General features: G+C 68.9%; 19 protein-coding genes. 13 read left to right on the top strand and 6 right to left on the bottom strand.

Features of this window, described 5'->3' with window-relative positions; all coding sequences use genetic code 11:
* The first annotated feature begins 5 nt into the window (after positions 1 to 5).
* The 3 genes from ASV56_RS03915 (at position 6) to ASV56_RS03905 (ending at position 2,719) form a co-directional block, all read left to right on the top strand.
* On the top strand, positions 6 to 524 hold the full coding sequence (locus ASV56_RS03915; protein WP_062562228.1) for a DsbE family thiol:disulfide interchange protein: 519 nt from the start codon (positions 6 to 8) through the stop codon (positions 522 to 524).
* Between the two features lie 162 nt (positions 525 to 686).
* On the top strand, positions 687 to 1,790 hold the full coding sequence (gene hisC, locus ASV56_RS03910) for a histidinol-phosphate transaminase (RefSeq protein WP_062560863.1): 1,104 nt from the start codon (positions 687 to 689) through the stop codon (positions 1,788 to 1,790).
* Complete coding sequence (locus tag ASV56_RS03905) at positions 1,790 to 2,719, top strand: prephenate/arogenate dehydrogenase family protein (RefSeq protein WP_062560862.1); 930 nt, start codon at positions 1,790 to 1,792, stop codon at positions 2,717 to 2,719. The genes hisC and ASV56_RS03905 overlap by 1 nt, the downstream gene beginning before the upstream one ends.
* Here ASV56_RS03905 and ASV56_RS03900 read toward each other — a convergent pair.
* Entirely contained in the window at positions 2,716 to 3,693 is a 978-nt protein-coding gene (locus ASV56_RS03900) for a DUF2125 domain-containing protein (RefSeq protein WP_062560861.1), read from the bottom strand. The genes ASV56_RS03905 and ASV56_RS03900 overlap by 4 nt on opposite strands.
* A gap of 92 nt (positions 3,694 to 3,785) precedes the next feature.
* Between ASV56_RS03900 and ASV56_RS03895 the strand changes: the two genes are divergently transcribed.
* From ASV56_RS03895 to ASV56_RS03885, 3 genes are all read left to right on the top strand, one after another.
* Entirely contained in the window at positions 3,786 to 4,340 is a 555-nt protein-coding gene (locus ASV56_RS03895) for a gamma-glutamylcyclotransferase (protein ID WP_062560860.1), read from the top strand.
* 235 nt (positions 4,341 to 4,575) lie between these two features.
* Positions 4,576 to 6,045: a hypothetical protein gene (locus ASV56_RS03890; RefSeq protein ID WP_437435916.1), complete on the top strand. Its 1,470-nt coding sequence runs from the start codon at positions 4,576 to 4,578 to the stop codon at positions 6,043 to 6,045.
* The gene (locus tag ASV56_RS03885; RefSeq protein WP_062562227.1) at positions 6,035 to 7,405 is read left to right on the top strand and encodes a peptidoglycan -binding protein; all 1,371 of its coding nucleotides are present in this window, start codon (positions 6,035 to 6,037) and stop codon (positions 7,403 to 7,405) included. The genes ASV56_RS03890 and ASV56_RS03885 overlap by 11 nt, the downstream gene beginning before the upstream one ends.
* 26 nt (positions 7,406 to 7,431) lie before the next feature.
* Here ASV56_RS03885 and ASV56_RS03880 read toward each other — a convergent pair whose 3' ends face one another.
* On the bottom strand, positions 7,432 to 7,986 hold the full coding sequence (locus ASV56_RS03880; protein ID WP_018000475.1) for a LabA-like NYN domain-containing protein: 555 nt from the start codon (positions 7,984 to 7,986) through the stop codon (positions 7,432 to 7,434).
* Positions 7,987 to 7,998: 12 nt separating this feature from the next.
* Between ASV56_RS03880 and folK the strand changes: the two genes are divergently transcribed.
* The 4 genes from folK (at position 7,999) to ASV56_RS03860 (ending at position 11,905) form a co-directional block, all read left to right on the top strand.
* Positions 7,999 to 8,592, top strand: coding sequence for a 2-amino-4-hydroxy-6-hydroxymethyldihydropteridine diphosphokinase (gene folK, locus ASV56_RS03875; protein WP_082724725.1), 594 nt, complete (start codon positions 7,999 to 8,001; stop codon positions 8,590 to 8,592).
* Positions 8,593 to 8,661: 69 nt separating this feature from the next.
* Entirely contained in the window at positions 8,662 to 9,018 is a 357-nt protein-coding gene (gene rpoZ, locus ASV56_RS03870; RefSeq protein WP_018000477.1) for a DNA-directed RNA polymerase subunit omega, read from the top strand.
* Between the two features lie 21 nt (positions 9,019 to 9,039).
* Entirely contained in the window at positions 9,040 to 11,157 is a 2,118-nt protein-coding gene (locus ASV56_RS03865) for a RelA/SpoT family protein (RefSeq protein WP_062560857.1), read from the top strand.
* 10 nt (positions 11,158 to 11,167) lie between these two features.
* Positions 11,168 to 11,905: a DUF2062 domain-containing protein gene (locus ASV56_RS03860; protein WP_253879863.1), complete on the top strand. Its 738-nt coding sequence runs from the start codon at positions 11,168 to 11,170 to the stop codon at positions 11,903 to 11,905.
* On the opposite strand, the gene ASV56_RS03855 is transcribed toward ASV56_RS03860, so the two are convergent.
* From ASV56_RS03855 to ASV56_RS03845, 3 genes are all read right to left on the bottom strand, one after another.
* Positions 11,813 to 13,120, bottom strand: coding sequence for an NAD(P)/FAD-dependent oxidoreductase (locus ASV56_RS03855; protein ID WP_062560855.1), 1,308 nt, complete (start codon positions 13,118 to 13,120; stop codon positions 11,813 to 11,815). The two genes, ASV56_RS03860 and ASV56_RS03855, sit on opposite strands and share 93 nt — an antisense overlap.
* A gap of 66 nt (positions 13,121 to 13,186) precedes the next feature.
* Positions 13,187 to 14,545 (bottom strand): glutamine synthetase family protein, encoded by a 1,359-nt coding sequence (locus ASV56_RS03850; RefSeq protein WP_062560854.1) that lies wholly within the window; start codon positions 14,543 to 14,545, stop codon positions 13,187 to 13,189.
* Positions 14,542 to 15,252, bottom strand: a complete 711-nt coding sequence (locus ASV56_RS03845; RefSeq protein WP_062560853.1) for a type 1 glutamine amidotransferase — start codon at positions 15,250 to 15,252, stop codon at positions 14,542 to 14,544. The genes ASV56_RS03850 and ASV56_RS03845 overlap by 4 nt, the downstream gene beginning before the upstream one ends.
* Positions 15,253 to 15,392: 140 nt before the next feature.
* Between ASV56_RS03845 and ASV56_RS03840 the strand changes: the two genes are divergently transcribed.
* The 3 genes from ASV56_RS03840 (at position 15,393) to ASV56_RS03830 (ending at position 17,758) form a co-directional block, all read left to right on the top strand.
* Complete coding sequence (locus ASV56_RS03840) at positions 15,393 to 16,532, top strand: aminotransferase class V-fold PLP-dependent enzyme (protein ID WP_062560852.1); 1,140 nt, start codon at positions 15,393 to 15,395, stop codon at positions 16,530 to 16,532.
* A gap of 82 nt (positions 16,533 to 16,614) precedes the next feature.
* Entirely contained in the window at positions 16,615 to 17,076 is a 462-nt protein-coding gene (locus tag ASV56_RS03835; RefSeq protein WP_062560851.1) for an ElaB/YgaM/YqjD family protein, read from the top strand.
* Between the two features lie 10 nt (positions 17,077 to 17,086).
* Complete coding sequence (locus ASV56_RS03830; RefSeq protein ID WP_062560850.1) at positions 17,087 to 17,758, top strand: phage holin family protein; 672 nt, start codon at positions 17,087 to 17,089, stop codon at positions 17,756 to 17,758.
* 63 nt (positions 17,759 to 17,821) lie between these two features.
* Here the strand turns inward: ASV56_RS03830 and grxD are convergent, their stop codons facing one another.
* Complete coding sequence (grxD, locus tag ASV56_RS03825) at positions 17,822 to 18,184, bottom strand: Grx4 family monothiol glutaredoxin (protein WP_062560849.1); 363 nt, start codon at positions 18,182 to 18,184, stop codon at positions 17,822 to 17,824.
* Positions 18,185 to 18,211: the final 27 nt, after the last annotated feature.

Here is an 18,211-nt window from a genome sequence, read left to right as displayed (position 1 = left end):
CCCTGATGGTGCTGCCGGTGGCGGTGTTCCTGGGTTTCGCCGGCCTGGCCGGCTGGGCGCTGATGCGGCCCGACCCCGAGGCGGTGCCCTCGGCCTTCGTCGGGCGCGAGGCGCCGGCGGTGGGGGACCAGACGCTGCCCGGCAAGGTGCAGCTGACCGATGCGATGCTGCGCCAGCCGGGCGTGAAGCTGGTGAATTTCTGGGCCAGCTGGTGCCCGCCCTGCCGGGCCGAGCACCCGACCCTGACCGAGCTTTCCAAGCGCCTGCCGGTCTATGGCGTCGACCTGAAGGACCCCGAGGCCGCGGCCTCGGGCTTTCTGTCCGAACACGGCGATCCGTTTCATGCCCTGGCGGCCGATCCGCGCGGCCGGGTGGCGATCGACTGGGGCGTGACCGCACCGCCCGAGACCTTCATCGTCGATGGCGCCGGCCGCATCCTTTATCGCCATGCCGGGCCGCTGGTGCGCGAGGATTACACCGCGCGTTTCCTGCCGGAACTGGAAAAGGCGCTGGCGGGACAATAGGCACCCTTGCCGGAGTATTTGGAAAACGGTGAAAACGCGCGCGGGGGTTTCCCGGCCGCGCCGTCGCATGGGTATTTGCAGAGCAAAGAAGCCTGCCGGTGGTCGAGCCTTTCCAAGGCGGGCGCCGGGCGGTAAGAGGGCCGGGCTTGCAAGAGGCCCGTCATGTCGCAGAACCAGACCGTCATCGCTCCGCAACCCGGGATCATGGAGATCGCGCTCTACCAGGGCGGGGCCGCCAAGGTGGCCGGGGTCGAGAACGTGGTGAAACTGTCCTCGAACGAGAACCCGTTCGGGCCGTCCGAAAAGGCGCGCGAGGCCGTGGTGCGGGCGGCGCATGCCCTGCATCGCTATCCGAATACCGATCATGCCAGCCTGCGCGCCGCCATCGGCGAGGTGCATGGGCTGGACCCCGAGCGCATCATCTGCGGCGTCGGTTCCGACGAGATCATCCATTTTCTGTGCCAGGCCTATGCCGGGCCGGAGACCGAGGTGCTGTTCACCGAGCACGGCTTTCTGATGTATCGCATCAGCGCCCATGCCGCGGGGGCGACGCCGGTCGCCGTGCGCGAGCGCGACCGGGTCACCGATATCGACGCGCTGATCGCCGGGGCGAGCGCGCACACGCGGCTGGTGTTCCTGGCCAATCCGAACAACCCCACCGGCACCATGGTCGGCCTGCCCGAGATCGAGCGGCTGGCCCGTGCCCTGCCGCAGGCCATCGTCGTGGTTGATGCCGCCTATGCCGAATATGTCGAGGATTACGACGGCGGGGCCGAGCTTGCGACCCGGTTGCCGAACGTGTTCATGACCCGGACCTTTTCCAAGATCTATGGCCTTGGCGGCTTGCGCATCGGCTGGGGTTACGGATCGCGCGAGATCATCGACGTGCTGAACCGCATCCGGGGGCCGTTCAACCTGTCCTCGGCCGCGCTCGATGCTGCCGAGGCCGCCGTGCGCGACCGCGAGCATATCGCCCGCTGCCAGGCCGAGAACGCCCGCATGCGCGCCTGGCTGGCCGAGGCCCTGGCCGAGAAGGGCGTGCCCTCGGACACGTCCTGCGCCAATTTCATCCTGGCGCGGTTCGAGGACCAGGCCGTGGCCGAGGCCTGCGACGACTATCTGAAGGCCCAGGGGCTGATCGTGCGCCGGGTCGGCGGCTATGGCCTGCCGAACTGCCTGCGCATCACCGTGGGCGACGAGGCCTCGTGCCGGCGCGTCGCCCATGTCATCGGCCAGTTCATGGCCGAACGGGCGGAGCGGCGCTGATGGGTCGGGTCTATGACCGCGTCGCCCTGATCGGGCTGGGGCTGATTGCCGGTTCCATGTCGCTGGCCATGCGCGAGGGCGGGCTGGCCGGCGAGATCGTCGGCTATGCCCGCAGCCCCGAGACCCGGGCCACGGCGCGCGAGATCGGGCTGGTGGACCGCGTGGTCGAGACCGCGGCCGAAGCCGCCGAGGGCGCCGACCTGATCGTGCTGGCGGTGCCGGTCGGCGCCATGGGCGCGGTCGCGGCCGAGATCGCGCCCTTCCTCAAGCCCGGCGCGACGGTGACCGACGTGGGCTCGGTCAAGCGCGCCGTGGTCGAGGCGGTGGCGCCGCATATCCCCGCGGGCGTGCATTTCGTGCCCGGCCACCCGCTGGCCGGCACCGAGCACTCCGGGCCGCGCTCGGGCTTTGCCAGCCTGTTTCGCAACCGCTGGTGGCTGCTGACCCCGGTCGAGGGCAGCGACCCCGAGGCGGTGGCGCGGCTCGCTGGGCTGGTCCGGGCCATGGGCGCCAATGTCGAAGAGATGGATGCGGCGCATCACGACCTGGTGCTGGCCGTCACCAGCCACACGCCGCACCTGATCGCCTATACCATGGTCGGTGTCGCCGATCACCTGAAGCGGGTGACGGAAAGCGAGATCATCAAGTATTCCGCCGCCGGCTTTCGGGATTTCACCCGGATCGCGGCCTCGGACCCGACGATGTGGCGCGACGTGTTCCTGCAGAACAAGGACGCGGTGCTGGACATCCTCGGGCGCTTCACCGAGGAGCTGTTCGTCCTGCAGCGCGCCATCCGCATGGGCGACGGCGCGCATCTGCACGACTATTTCACCCGCACCCGGGCGATCCGGCGCGGCATCATCGAGGCCGGGCAGGACACCGCGGCGCCCGACTTCGGCCGCAGCCAGACGCCCGCCAAGGACGCCTAGCGGCGCGGGAACAGCGGTGCCGGGCCCAGCGTGACCGGGCCAAGGCTGACCTTGCCGCCGGCCAGGACCAGCGGCAGGCGCAATTCACCCGCAGCCGGGGCCGGGAAATCCGCGCCCTCGGGCAGCGGCAGTTCCGAGATGTTCTTCAGCATGGCGCCGGCCAGCATCACCACCTTCTGCGGGATCAGCCCGGCCGACGCCGCCGCGTCCAGCATCGGCCGCGCGTCGGGCGTATAGACCGCGAGCAGCCCCTGCGCCCGGCCCTGGGCATCGGCACGGACCTCGCCCAGGATGCGGGCGCCGAGCTTGCCCAGCCGCAGCTTTGACCCGTCGAGCCGCAGCCCGGTGGGCAGCGGCATGGTCTCGGGCGTGAGCGTCTGCGGCGAGGGCGGTCGGTCGAGCCACAGCCGGCCGGTCGCCTTAAGGCTCAGCGTGCCGGGCAGGGGCAGGGGGTTCGACAGCGCCTCGGGCGCAAGGTCGTGCAGCGACAGCGCGACGTCATAGCCGCCGTCGTCGGCCAGCCGGGCCCGGGCCTCAAAGCCCTGCGCCAGCGGCGCGCCCTGCAGCGTCAGCGGGCCGGAGCGGACGAAGACGCTGCGGAATTCGGCGCCGGCCAGCGGGCGCACGCCAAGGCCGGCCTCGGCATCGGCCAGACCCAGCGCCATGGGCCCGGTGCCAGCGTCCAGCATCGCTTGCGGCGGCAGGTCCAGCCGCAGCTCGGTCGGGTGCAGCGGGCCGACCCAGGCCTGGGCCTGCGGCAGCGCCAGCCGGCCCGAGGGCGTCTCCAGCTCGACGGCGACGGCCGAGACGCCGATGCGGCCGGGCCGGCGCAGCTCGTGCAGGGTGCCGATCCCGACCCCCGGGGTCTCGGCCGCGATTCGGCGCAGCTCTCGGGTCAGCAAGCCTTCGGCCCCCAGCCACAAGCCGCCCAGAGCCAGGGCAAGCACGGTCAGCCACAGAAGCAATCGGCGCATGGGTTTCCTCGTCTCGGTCGAGCCGTCTTGGATCGGCGGCCATGCTGTCCTAAGTTTTTCGCAAGCGAAAGCAAAGCGGGGTGGGGTCAGGAATGGGTGAGCGGCCAGAGCATTGGGTCTTTGCCTATGGCTCGCTGATGTGGGATCCCGGCTTTGCGGTGGCCGAAACGGTGCAGGCGCGGGTCGAGGGCTTTGCCCGCCGCTTCTGCCTGCGCTCGGTGGTCTATCGCGGCACGGTCGAGGCGCCGGGGCTGGTCCTGGGGCTGGACATCGACGCGCAGGCGCATTGCGTGGGGCTGGCGCTGCGGGTGGAGGATGCCGACTGGCCGAACACGCTGGCCGGGCTGCGCGAGCGCGAGCTGACCACCGAGGCCTATGCCGAGTTGCAGCTGCCGCTGCTGCTGGCCGACGGGCGCCGGGTCGAGGCCGTCGCCTATGTCATCCGCCGCGACCACGACCAGTATTGGGCGCATCTGGACATGGCCCAGCAGGCCGAGATCATCGCCCGCGCCCATGGCGGCCGCGGTCCGAACGCCGACTATCTGTTCAACACCGCCATGCACCTGGCCGAGATGGGCGTCGAGGACCTGGAGATGGACGAGCTGGCGCGCCGCGTCCGGCTGCTGGTGCGACCAAAGCCGGATTGACCGGCGGCGCCCCGCCGCATCGCTTGGCAGCGGGCGATCCGGCCACTACAGTCGCCCACGAAGCAGGGAATGGAGTTGCCGCTTGTCCCCGTCCGATGCCGATCCGCCGCCGCAAACTGCCGCCGAAGGCCGCAAGACCCGCGCCGCCCGCCTTGCGGCCACGCGCCGGGGCGAGCCGGGGCTGACCGGCCCGAGCCAGCCGCAATTCTCGCAACCCGTGCGCCAGATCGTGCTCATGCTGATCGCGCTGGCGCTGGTCGTGGCCGGGGCCTGGTTCGCCTATGGTCGCATCCTGCGCATCTTTTCCTCGAACGAGGCGCTGAACGGGCTGATCCTGGCCGTCTTCGTGATGGGGGTGCTGGGCTGCTTCTGGCAGGTGGCCGAGCTGGTGAAGTCGGTCAGCTGGATCGAGCGATTCGCCGCCCGGCGCCGCAATGCCGCCGGTCGCGGCGTCAGCACGGCCGAGCCCGCCGATGCCGACCAGGCGCCGCGCCTGCTGGCGCCGCTTTCGGCGCTCTTGGGCCAGCGCGGGCCGGTCGGCGGCGTGATCTCGACCGAATCGTCGCGCTCGATCCTGGAATCGGTCGCGACGCGGATCGACGAGGCGCGCGACATCACGCGCTACCTCGCCAACCTGCTGATCTTCCTGGGCCTTCTGGGCACGTTCTATGGCCTCGCGACCACGGTGCCGGCGGTGGTGGACACCATCCGGGCGCTAGCGCCCAAGGATGGCGAGACCGGGATCGAGGTCTTCAACAAGCTGATGACCGGGCTCGAATCGCAGCTGGGCGGCATGGCCACGGCCTTTTCCAGCTCGCTCCTGGGCCTGGCCGGCTCGCTGGTCGTCGGCTTGCTGGAACTGTTCGTCACCCATGGCCAGAACCGCTTCTATCGCGAGCTGGAAGAATGGATGTCGGGCTTTACCCGCGTCGGCCTGGGCGGCGAGGGGCATGGCTTGGGCGAGGCGGCGCTGGTCGATTTCGCCGAACGGGTCGAGGCGCAGCTGGCCGGCTTGCAGGAATTCTATGCGCAGCGCGACGAATTGCGCGACCAGGAGGCCGCGGCCGCCGACCAGCGCGCGCTGGCCTTGGCGCAGGGCGTCGAGCAGCTGGCGGGGCTTCTGGGCGAGGATCGCGACCGCTTGGGCGCAACCCTTGCCGCCGAGCGCGAGGCGACGGCGCGTGCGCTGTCCGGGGTCGAGCAGGGGCTGGCGGGGCTTGCCGCCGCGCCGCGCCAGGATCCCGGGCTGCTGGCTGCACTGGACCGGCTGGCCGAGGGGCAGGCGCGTCTGCTGGCCGGCCAGCCTGCCTTTGACGCGCTGCCGCAGGCGCTGGAGCGGCTGGCGGCGGGCCAGGACCGGCTGGCGGCGCTGGCCGAGATGCCGGCACGCGATCCGGCGCTGGCCGAGACGCTGACGCGCCTTGCCGCCCTGTCCGAACGCCCGGCGCCCGACAACGGCCTGCTGATCCGGGCGCTGGAACGGCTGGCCGAGGGGCAGGACCGCATCCTGGAACAGGCGCCTGCCCGCGCGCCCGCGGGCGACGACCCCGAGGCGCGGATGCGGCTGCGCTCGATCGACGTGCAGCTGGGGCGGCTGGTCGAGGAGGCCGCCAGTGGCCGCGACGGGCTGATCTCGGAACTGCGCGAGGACATGGCGGCGCTGACCCGCGCCATCCGCAACCTGGAGCGTGGCGATGGGGCTTAGCCGGGGCGGCGGCAACCGGTTCTCGGCCACGATCTGGCCGGGATTCGTCGATGCCATGACCGCGCTGCTGATGGTCATGATGTTCGTGCTGACCATCTTCCTCTTGGTGCAATCGGTGCTGCGCGACCAGATCACCACCCAGGACAGCGAGCTGGATCAGCTGGGCGCGCAGCTGGCGCAGCTGACGGCGGCGCTCTCGACCTCGCAAAGCCGGGCCGAGGGGCTGGACCGCGACCTGGGCGCCACGCGCGGCCAGCTGGCCGAGGCGCAGGGCAGGATCGACGAGCAGACCGAGGCGGCGCGGCTGGCCGCCGCCCGGCGCGAGGCGCTGGAGGCGCTGGTGGCCGACCTGCGCCGCCGCAATGCCGATGCGGCGCAGGAACTGACCCGGACACAGGCCGCTCGCACCGCCGATGCCGAGGCGGCCAAGGCCTTGCAGGACAAGCTCGCGCAATCCGATGCCGAGCTGACCTCCATGACGATGGAACTGGAAGCCGCCCGCAAGCAGGCCGAGGAGACGCTGACCCTGCTCGCCGCCGCCGAGGCCGCGAAGAAGGATCTGGGCGACCAGGCGCAGGCCCGGGCGACCGAGGCCGAGAAGCAGGCCGCGCTGCTGGCCGTGGCGCAGCAGAAGCTCTCGGAGCAAGAGGCGCTTTCGACCGAGGATCAGCGCCGGCTGGCGCTGCTGAATCAGCAGGTCCTGCAACTGAACGACCAGCTCGGCAGCCTGCGCGCGGTGCTGGATGCGGCCGGCGAGGAGCGCAAGGCCGCCGATCTGAAGGTCGAGGACCTGGGCCAGCAGCTGAACCTGGCGCTGCTGCGCGCCGCCGAGGAGGAGAAGAAGCGCCGCGCGCTGGAGGCGGAGGCCCGCAGCAAGGCCGAGGCCGAGGCCAAGGACCTGGCGCGCTATCGCTCGGAATTCTTCGGCCGGCTGTCGCAGATCCTGGAGGGCCGCGAGGGCGTGCGCGTCGTCGGCGACCGCTTCGCCTTTTCCTCCGAGGTGCTGTTCCCGGCCGGCGAGGCGACGCTCTCGCCCGAGGGACGGGCGCAGATCGCCCGGGTCAGCGATCTTCTGAAGCAGATCTCGGCCGAGATCCCGCCCGAGATCGACTGGATCATCCGCGTGGACGGCCATACCGACAGCCAGCCCCTGTCGGGCCAGGGGCGCTATCGCGACAACCGGGAACTCAGCCAGGCGCGGGCGCTGGCCGTGGTGCGCTACATGGTGGACGATCTGGTCTTTCCGGCCGACCGGCTGCTGCCGGCGGGCTTTGCCGATACGCGGCCGGTGGCCCAGGGCGACACGCCCGAGGCCCGGGCCCAGAACCGCCGCATCGAACTGAAGCTGACCGAGCGCTAGGCACGCCCGATCCCAGGTGTCCGGGCTCAGGCGTCCTGCGCCGGTGCGGCCTCGCGCGGCGGCCGGCCGATGATGTCGCGCAGCGCGTCCAGCTCGATGAAATTGTCGGCTTGGCGGCGCAGCTCGTCCGCGATCATCGGCGGCTGCGAGCGCATGGTCGAGACCACCGAGACCCGCACGCCCTGGCGCTGCAACGCCTCGACCAGCGGGCGGAAGTCGCCGTCGCCGGAAAACAGCACCGCATGGTCCAGCCGCGGCGCCAGTTCCATGGCGTTGATCACCAGCTCCACGTCCATGTTGCCCTTGACCTTGCGGCGGCCAAGCGCATCGGTGTATTCGCGGGCAGGCTTCGTCACCATGGAATAGCCGTTGTAATGCAGCCAGTCGACCAGCGGGCGGATCGGTGAATAATCCTCGTTTTCCAGCAGGGCCGTGTAGTAATAGGCGCGGATCAGCTTGCCGCGCCGCTCGAATTCCTGCCGCAGCAGCTTGTAGTCGATGTCGAAGCCCAGCGATTTTGCCGCGGCGTAAAGGTTCGACCCGTCGATGAACAACGCCAGCCGATCATCCTTGTAAAACACGATTCCCCCAAGATGTCCCGAAACCCAAACCAGAACGCGAAACTAGCCTTGGTGGCGCTGGGTGCAAACCTGCCTAGTTCGGCAGGTGTCCCGGCGGAAACAATCCGATTCGCGCTGGATAAGCTGCTGAAAATACCCCAGGTCCAGCCATGTGCAATCAGCCGTTTCTGGATCACCCCGGCTTTTCCGGCCGGTTCCGGTCCCGATTACGTGAACGGAGCGGTTTCGTTCACCTGTGACCTGCCGCCGGCCCGGCTTCTGGGGATATTGCACGAAATTGAGGCAGAATTCGGCCGCACCCGCGAAGGCGCGCGTTGGCAGGCGCGCGGCCTGGACCTGGACCTGCTGGCGCTGGACGGGCTGGTGCTGCCCGATGCCGCGACCCAGGATCATTGGCGCGGCCTGCCGTCCGAGGAACAGCCGCGGCATGCGCCGCCCGAATTGATCCTGCCGCATCCCCGGATGCAGGACCGCGGCTTCGTGCTGGCGCCGCTGGCCGAGATCGCGCCGGACTGGCGCCATCCGCGCCTGGGGCTGACGGTGGCGCAGATGCTGGCGGCCTTGCCAGCGGGTGCGCTGGCGGGTATGAAGCCGCTGACCGCTTGACATTTCCGGGGTGCGACGCCATTTATCCGGCTTCGCCCTGCACCCCGATTCCAGCTGATAAGGTGACCGATGGCCCGCGTGACAGTCGAAGATTGCGTCGACAAGGTTCCGAACCGCTTTGACCTGGTGATGCTGGCCGCCCATCGTGCGCGTGAAATCGCCGCGGGCAGCCCGCTGACCGTCGACCGCGACAATGACAAGAATCCCGTGGTCTCGCTGCGCGAGATCGCCGACGAGACCCAGCCCGTCGATGAGCTGCGCGAACGCATGATCGAATCCAGCCAGACCCAGATCGAGGTCGACGAGCCGGAAGAGGATGCGATGGCGCTGCTGCTGGGCGCCGAGATCGACCGCCCGAAACCCGCCGACGAAGAGTCCGAGGAGCGCATGCTGCGCATGATGCTGGACGCGCAAGGCAGGAACTGAGCATAAGGTCTTCGGCTGAACATGATCGACGTCGAAGACCTGATCGCGCTCATTCGCAACTACAACCCGCGCACCAATGCCGAGTTGATCCGCGACGCCTATGAATACGGGCGTCGCATGCACGAGGGCCAGTTCCGCCACTCGGGCGAGGCCTATTTCACCCATCCCGTCGCCGTCGCCGCCATCCTGACCGAGATGCGGCTGGACGATGCCACCATCGTCACCGCGCTTCTGCACGACACGATCGAGGACACGCGCTCGACCTGGACCGAGGTGGCGCAGATGTTCGGCCGCGAGATCGCCGACCTGGTCGATGGCGTCACCAAGCTGACCAATCTGCAGCTCAGCGGCGCGCATAGCAAGCAGGCCGAGAATTTCCGCAAGCTTTTCATGGCGATGTCGCGCGATCTTCGCGTGATCCTGGTCAAGCTGGCCGACCGGCTGCACAATATGCGCACCATCAAGTCCATGCGCCCCGACAAGCAGCAGCAGAAGGCGCGCGAGACCATGGACATCTTCGCGCCGCTGGCCGGCCGGATGGGCATGCAATGGATGCGCGAAGAGCTGGAAGACCTCGCCTTCAAGGTCATCAACCCCGAGGCGCGCAATTCGATCATCCGCCGCTTCGTCAGCCTGCAACGCGAATCCGGCGACGTGATCCCCAAGATCACCGCCGACATCCGTGCCGAGCTGGAGCGCGAGGGGATCGAGGCCGATGTCTATGGCCGCGCCAAGCGCCCGTTCAGCATCTGGCGCAAGATGCAGGAAAAGCAGCTTTCCTTCTCGCGCCTGTCGGACATCTACGGCTTTCGCATCATCACCCGGACCGAGCCCGACTGCTATCGCACGCTGGGCGTGATCCACCATCGCTGGCGTGCCGTACCGGGGCGGTTCAAGGATTACATCAGCCAGCCCAAGGCCAACGGTTATCGCTCGATCCACACCACGGTCTCGGGCCGCGACGGCAAGCGGGTCGAGGTGCAGATCCGCACCCGCCAGATGCACGAGGTCGCGGAATCCGGCGTGGCGGCGCATTGGGCCTATCGCGACGGCGCCCGCACCGAGAACCCCTTTGCCGTCGATCCGGGCGAATGGATCGCCAGCCTGACCGAGCGTTTCGGCGAAGAGGACCACGACGAATTCCTCGAGCATGTGAAGCTCGAGATGTATTCCGACCAGGTGTTCTGCTTCTCGCCCAAGGGCGACGTGATCCCGCTGCCGAAAGGGGCGACGCCGCTGGATTTCGCCTATGCCATCCACACGCGGCTGGGCAATTCCTGCGTCGGCGCCAAGGTGGACGGCATCCGCGTGCCGCTGTGGACGCGGCTGAAGAACGGCCAGTCGGTCGAGATCATCGCCGCCTCGGGCCAGCGCCCGCAGGCGACCTGGCTCGACATCGTGGTGACCGGCCGCGCCAAGGCCGCGATCCGCCGCAGCCTGCGGCAAGAGGACCGGACGCGCTTCATCCGCCTCGGCTCGGAACTGGTGCGGGTGGCCTTCGAGCATGTCGGCCGCAAGGTCAGCGACAAGGCGCTGCGCACCGCCGCGCGCACCATGGCGCTGCCCGATACCGACGAACTGCTGGCCCGGATCGGCAGCGCCGAGATCTCGGCCCATGACGTGCTCTCGACGCTTTACCCCGAGCTCGCCTCGGCCCGCAGCGAGATCGACGCCCGCCGCGCCGTCGCCGGGCTCGAGGCCGACCAGGAATTCACCCGCGCGCCCTGCTGCAACCCGCTGCCGGGCGAGCGCATCGTCGGCATCACCTATCGCGGCAAGGGCGTGGTGATCCATGCCATCGACTGCCCGGTGCTGGCCGAATTCGAGGACAGCCCGGACCGCTGGGTCGACCTGCATTGGCGCGAGGGGCAGCACCCGGCCGCCTATTCGACCATGCTGTCGCTGACCATCCGCCACGACGCGGGCGTGCTGGGCCGGATCTGCACGCTGATCGGCGCCCAGGGCGCCAATATCTCGGACCTGGAATTCATCGACCGCAAGCCGGATTTCTATCGCCTGCGGGTCGAGGTCGAGCTGCGCGGCCGCGAGCATCTGCACGCGCTGCTGACCGCGCTCGAGGCGGAAAGCGACGTGGCCCAGGTCTCGCGCATCCGCGACCCCTCGGCGCATCTGGCCTGAGGGCGCGGTCATGTTCAAGCGCAGGAAACCGCTGAGCTACGCTCAGATGTGGACCGAGATGTTCTATCCCCGCTCGGGCTGGAAACGGGCGTCGAAATACGTGCTGCACCGGCTGCGGCGGCTGCCCGACCGGCCGCATCGCGTGGCGCGGGGCTGGGCGGCGGGCATCTTCGTCTCGTTCACGCCCTTCTTCGGCTTCCACCTGATGGGTGCGGCGCTGATCGCCTGGATCATCCGCGGCAATATCCTGGCGGCGCTTTTGGGCACCTTCGTCGGCAACCCGCTGACCACGCCCTTCGTGGCGCTGACCGCGACCGGGCTCGGCCGCTGGATCCTGGGGGTCGAGGGCAAGTTCACCCCGCACCTGATCTTCGAGGAATTCACCCGCGCCGGCAGCGAGCTGTGGAACAACCTGCTGGCGCCGGTGACGGATCGCGTCGCGCATTGGGACCAGCTCCTGCAATTCAACGAGCAGATCTTCACGCCCTATATGGTCGGCGGCGTGATCGAGGGCCTGCCGATCTGCATCGCCATCCATTACCTGACGGTGCCGGTCATCAAGGCCTATCACCGCCACCGCGAAAAGCAGATGGCCGAGCGCATCGCCCGCGCCAAGGCCCGCCGCGCCGCGGAGCTCTCCGCAAAGGCGCAGCCCTCAAAAACCCAGCCGGTCGCGCAGGGAATACCAGCCCATGCCGGCGACCAGCAGCGGCCAGCGCAGGGCGCCACCCCCGGGAAAGGGGCGTGAGGGCAGGGCGGCCATGGTGTCGAAACCCTGCGCCTGACCCGCCACCGCCTGCGCCATCAGCTTGCCGGCCAGCGTCGCCAGCGCCAGCCCGTGCCCGGAATAGCCGCTGGCCGACAGGCAGTTCGGCGCCGGCCGGGCAAAACAGGGCATCCGGTTCATGGTGATCGCCAGCGTACCGCCCCAGGCATGGGTCAGCGTCACGTCGGCCAGCCCGGGATAGATTTCCAGCAGCGGCTTTCGCACCTTGGCGGCGATGTCCTTCGGAAAGCGATAGCTGACATTCTCGCCACCGCCAAAGATCAGCCGACCCTCGGGATCAAGCCGCCAGTAGTTCACCACGAATTTCGTGTCATGCACGCCGATGGGCCGGGTCAGCACCTCGGCTGCCCGCGCGCCCAAGGGCTCGGTCGCGACGATGAAATTGTTGATCGGCATCACCCGCGCGGCGACGGCCATGTCCAGATGGCCCAGATAGCCGTTCGCGGCCAGGATGACATGGTCGCAGATGACCCGGCCCTTGCCGGTCTGCACGATGCTCTTCTCGCCCGCCCGGCCGTGGCGGATGTGATGGACATGGCTCAGTTCGCGGATCTGCGCCCCCGCCGCATCGGCCAGCCGCGCCATGCCAAGCGCCAGGGCCAGCGGATCGAGATGCCCGGCGCCATGGTCGAGCTCTCCGGCGATATAGGCCTCCGAGGGCACCAGCGCCCGGAACGCCTCCCGGTCCAGCGCCTCGATGCGCGCGTAGCCATAATCGCGCGCCAGCTTCTCGATCATGCCGCGAGCATGCTCGAACTCGCCGGGCTTGCGAAAGGCATGGGCGATACCGTCGGCGACCGGCACGCCCGAGCGCGCGGCCAGGTCGCGGGTCAGCGCCTTGGCCTCCTCGGCCATGTCCCACAGCCGATGCGCGGCCGGAACACCGGCCAGCCGCTCCAGCTCATCGACCTCCAGCCGCTGCCCCGAGCCCAGCTGCCCGCCATTGCGCCCCGAGGCGCCGAAGCCGACCCGATGCGCCTCCAGCACCATGACCGAGAAGCCCGCCTCGGCCAGATGCAGCGCCGCCGACAGCCCGGTGTAGCCCGCGCCGACCACGACGACATCGGCCCGCGCCTCGCCGCGCTGCTGCGGGAAGGCCGGCAGCGGCGCGCGCGTCGCGGCGTAAAGGCTCGGCGGATATTCCCCCAGCCGGTCGTTGGAAAACAGCAGGTTCATGCCGGCGTTTCTTTGCTCCACAAATACCCATGCGACGCGCGCGGCCGGGACCGACCCGCGCCGATCTCACACGTTCAGCAGCAGATGCTCACGCTCCCACGGGCTGATGACTTGCAGGAACTCCTTGTATTCGTTGCGCTTCACCGCTTGGTAGACCGCGACGAACTCGGAGCCCAGCACCTCGCGCATCGGCGCGCTCTCGGCCATCAGGTCCAGCGCATCGCCCAGGTTATAGGGCAGCTCGTCCTCGGACATATAGGCGTCGCCCAGGCATTCGGCGCGCGGATTCTCCTGCTCGCACAGCCCCAGGTAGCCGCAGGCAAGGCTGGCGGCGAGACCCAGATAGGGGTTGCAATCCATCCCCGCCAGGCGGTTTTCCAGCCGCCGCGCCTCGGGGCCGGAAATCGGCACGCGCAGCCCGGTGGTGCGGTTGTCGCGGCCCCATTCCAGGTTGATCGGTGCCGCGAAATCAGGAACATAGCGGCGATAGCTGTTGACATAGGGCGCCAGCAGCGCCACCGCCGCCGGCAGGTGCTTCTGCATCCCGGCGATGAAATGCAGGAAGGCCGGCGTCTCGCGGCCCTGCGCGTCGGAAAAGATGTTGCGGCCATCCGCCAGCCCGACCACCGAATGGTGGATATGCATGGCGCTGCCCGGCTCGCCCTCGATGGGCTTGGCCATGAAGGTGGCGAAACAGTCGTGGCGCAGCGCCGCCTCGCGGATCAGCCGCTTGAAATAGAAGATCTGGTCGGCCAGGTGCACCGGGTCGCCGTGGTTCAGGTTGATCTCGACCTGGCCGGCGCCGCCCTCTTGCAGGATGCCGTCGATCTCGAAGCCCTGCGCCTCGGCGAAGTCGTAGATGTCGTCGATGACCTTGCCGTATTCGTCCACCGCCGACATGGAATAGGCCTGTTTCGCCGCCGCCCGCCGGCCCGAGCGGCCCATGGGCGGCATGATCGGCTGGTTCGGGTCGATGTTGCGCGCGGTCAGGAAGAACTCCATCTCGGGCGCGACGATCGGCCGCCAGCCCTTAGCGCGGTAGAGCTCGACCACGCGCTTCAGCACATTGCGCGGCGCGATGGGCACCGGCCGGCCGGACTGGTCCGAGACGTCGTGGATCACCTGCAAGGTCACGTCCGCCGTCCAGGGCGCCGCCGTCGCGGTCGAGAAATCCGGGATCAGGATCATGTCGGGCTCGGTGAAGGCGCCCGAAGGGTTGTCAGCCCAATCCCCGGTGATGGTCTGCAAAAAGATCGAGTTCGGCAGGTAGAACCGTTCCTGATGCGCGAATTTCGAGGCCGGCATGGCCTTGCCGCGCGCCACGCCGGCGATGTCGGCGACGATGCATTCGACCTCGTCCAGCCGGCGGCCGGCGACATAATCCTGCGCGGCCTGCGGGGTCTCGTCGATCCAGTGCGATCTCATGCGACACCTCGGCGGGCTTCGGCCATGCTGGCGCGGGGCTGCTTCAGGAAATGCTCGATGCGGTCGGCAATGCCGGCGGAATGCAACGGTCCGCCCATGCGCGCCCGCGCGGCGTCCTGCACCGGCTCGGGCACCACGCCCCTGGCGCGGTGGTCCAGAAGCCCGTGGATGAAATCGTCGCCGAATTCGGGATGCGCCTGCACGGTCAGGGCGCGGTCGTCATAGGCCAGCACGGCATTCTCGCAGAAATCATTGCCGGCCAGCACCGTTGCACCCGGCGGCCGTTTCTGCACCTGGTCCTGGTGCCAGGCGTTCATGGTCACCAGTTCGCCTCCGAAATCATAGTCCTGCGGGCCGATGGCCCAGCCGCCGGGGTGCTTGGCGACCTTGCCGCCCAACGCCTGGGCGATGATCTGGTGGCCGAAGCAGATGCCGACCATCGGCACATGCTCGGCATAGGCGCGGCGGATGAAATCCTCGAGCGGCGGGATGAAGGCGTGATCTTCATAGACGCCGTGGCGCGAGCCGGTCAGCAGCCAGCCCTCGGCGTCATGGACCGAGGCGGGGACCGCCATCGCCTCGACGTGATAGCTGGTGAATTCGAAGCCGCGCCCCGCGAGCAGCCGCTCGAACAGGGTGTCGTAATCGCCCAGCTCGCCGCGAATGACCTCGGGCGACTGGCCGCATTTCAGGATGCCGATGCGCATGATTGGCCTGTTGATTGTCCAGGTGCAAAGCTAGTCGCGCCGCCCGCCGCGGGCAAGAGGCTGCGACTTATGGCGGGGCTGGCCCGGGCGCGCGCCCCGCGCTAGGGTCGGACCCGCAGATCAGCAATGAAGGACAGACCATGCCCGGACTTCGCCCAGACGTGGACCCCGAGGGGCTTCAGGAATTCTCGGTCGTCTTTACCGACCGCTCGCTCAACCACATGTCGCAGCGGTTCCAAGCCGCCATGCGCGAGATTTCGGCCAACCTGCGCGAGGTTTATCGCGCCGAAGCGGTGGCGCTGGTCCCCGGCGGCGGCACCTGCGCGATGGAATCGGTGGCGCGGCAGTTCGGCCGCGATGCCTATGCGCTGATCATCCGCAACGGCTTCTTCAGCTTCCGCTGGAGCCAGATCTTCGAGGCCGGCGGCTTCGCGCGCGAGACTACGGTGATGATGGCCCGCCCGGCCGGGAACGAGCCGCGCGCCCCCTTCGCCCCCGCGCCCATCGAGGAGGTGGTGGCCCGGATCCGCGAGACCCGCCCCGAGGCGATCTTCGCCCCGCATGTCGAGACGGCGGCGGGGATGATCCTGCCCGACGATTATATCAAGGCGCTGGCCGATGCCGCGCATGAGGTGGGCGCGATCATGGTGCTGGACTGCATCGCCTCGGGCGCGATCTGGGTCGACATGGCCGCGACCGGCGTCGACGTGCTGATCTCGGCCCCGCAGAAGGGCTGGTCGGCCTCGCCCTCGGCCGGGATGGTGATGTTCTCGGCCCGGGCGCTGGAACGACTGGATCAGACGACCAGCGACAGCTTCGCGCTGGACCTGAAGAAATGGCGCGCGATCATGAAGGCCTATGAGGACGGCGGCCATGCCTATCATGCCACCATGCCGACCGATGCGCTGATCGGCTTGCGCGACGCCATGGCCGAGACCCGGGCCCTGGGCTTCGAAGCGGCGCGCGAGGCGCAATGGCGGCTGGGCGACGCGGTGCGCGCCGACCTGGCGCGGCGCGGGCTGCGCTCGGTCGCGGCCGATGGCTTTGCGGCGCCGGGCGTGGTGGTCTGCTATACCGACGACCCCGAGATCTCGACCGGCAGGAAGTTCCTGGCCGAGGGCTATCAGATCGCCGCCGGCGTGCCCCTGCAGGTCGGCGAGGGCGAAGGCTTTCGCAGCTTCCGCATCGGGCTTTTCGGGCTCGACAAGCTCAAGGACGTGGACAGCACCCTGGCGCGGCTGCTGCCGGCCTTTGACGCGGTGCTGCCCGAGGCGCCCTAAATCGCGCCCGGCGGTGGAACAATCGGCGGGGTGTCGCGGTTCTGTCTGCGAAACCGATACAGCCTTGTGAAAGGAGATTGCCATGGCCAATCCTCAATCCACCGCCGAGGACATGAAGAACGAAGCCCGTAAGGCGGCGGACGATCTCGGCCAACATGCCCGCGACGCCGCCGACGACATGGGCCGGCACGCCCGCAACGCGGCCGACGACGCCGGCGCGGCGCTGGACAGCGCCCGCGAGCGCGGCGCCGAGCTTTATGACACGGTGCGGGAAAAGGGCCAGGAATTCGTCGAAACCGCCCGCAAGCGCGGCGAGGAATATGTCGAGGCGGCGCGCGAGCGCGGCCACGACTATGCCGACCGCGCCCGCGGCGAAGCCCGCCGCCTGTATCGCGAAGGCGAACGCCGTGCCGGCGAGATGGCCGAGCATGCCGAGGAGTATTACGACGAGGTCTCGACCATGGTGCGCCGCAACCCGGCGCAGGCGCTTGGCATCGCCGCCGGCGTCGGCTTCCTGCTGGGCCTGATCATCGCCCGTCGCTGAGCGCGCCGCCATGTTCGCCTATACCAGGAACTTGCAGCTTGCCCTGACGGACAAGCTGCGCCGTGCCGGGCTGATGGCCGGGGCAGGGGTGGCGCTGCTGGTGGCGGCGGGGTTCCTGCTGGCGGCGCTCTGGACCTGGCTGGCCTATCACCTGCACTGGGGTCCGCTCTGGGCCTCGCTGGCGATCGGGACCGGGTTCCTGCTGATCGGGATCATCCTGATGCTGGCCGGCGGCAAGGAGCGTCACCCGACGCCCAGCACCGACGAGCTGAAGGCCGAGATCGAGCAGCAGCTGCACCTTGCCGCCGATGCGGCGGTCGAGAAGGTCAGCGGGCTTGCGGATCGCACCCTGGACCGTGCCTCGGAAAAGGCCGGCGAGATGGTCGATCGGGCCAGCCAGCGGGTGCATTCCGTGGCCGACACTCTGGCCTATCGTGCCGACCGCTTCGCGGACCGGACCGAGGCCCGTGTCGTCGGTGCCGTGCGCAAGGCGGGCGAGAGCGCCTCGCGCAAGCTGGGCCTGCCCGCGGATGCGGCCGAGCGCGTCGCGCAAGGTGCGACCCAGTCCCGCGCCGCGCCCTTTGTGCCGCTGATCGGCGCCTTCGCGATCGGCATGACCCTGGCCTCGCGCCTGGGCGGCCGCCGATCCGAAGACGATTGGGACGACGACGAGCGCTGGTGACGAGCGCTGGTGAAAACAGCAAAAAGCCCGCCGGACGGCGGGCTTTTTCGCTGCGGGGGGCGTTCAAGCGTTCGCTTCGCGGATCTTGTTCGCGGCGTCCTTGTCATAGGCGACGCCGGCCTTGTCGAAGAGCTGGTCGAGCTCGCCCGACAGCGTCATCTCGGTGATGATGTCGCAGCCGCCGACGAATTCGCCCTTGACGTAAAGCTGCGGGATGGTCGGCCAGTCCGAGAAATCCTTGATGCCCTGACGGATGTCGGCATCGGCCAGCACGTTCACGTCGCGATAATCGACGTTCATGTAGTTCAACACCCCGGCCACGCGGCTGGAGAAGCCGCATTGCGGCATTTCCTTGGTGCCCTTCATGAACAGGACGACGTCATGGCCGTCGATGGTCTGCTGGATCTGCTGGCGTGCGTCGGTCATATCTGCGGTTCCTTGCTGAAGCACGGC

It is taken from the genome of Paracoccus aminovorans (assembly GCF_001546115.1).
Lineage (GTDB): Bacteria > Pseudomonadota > Alphaproteobacteria > Rhodobacterales > Rhodobacteraceae > Paracoccus > Paracoccus aminovorans_B.
Note: the sequence above shows the minus strand (reverse complement) of the source record. Positions and strands in the feature narration are given on the sequence as shown.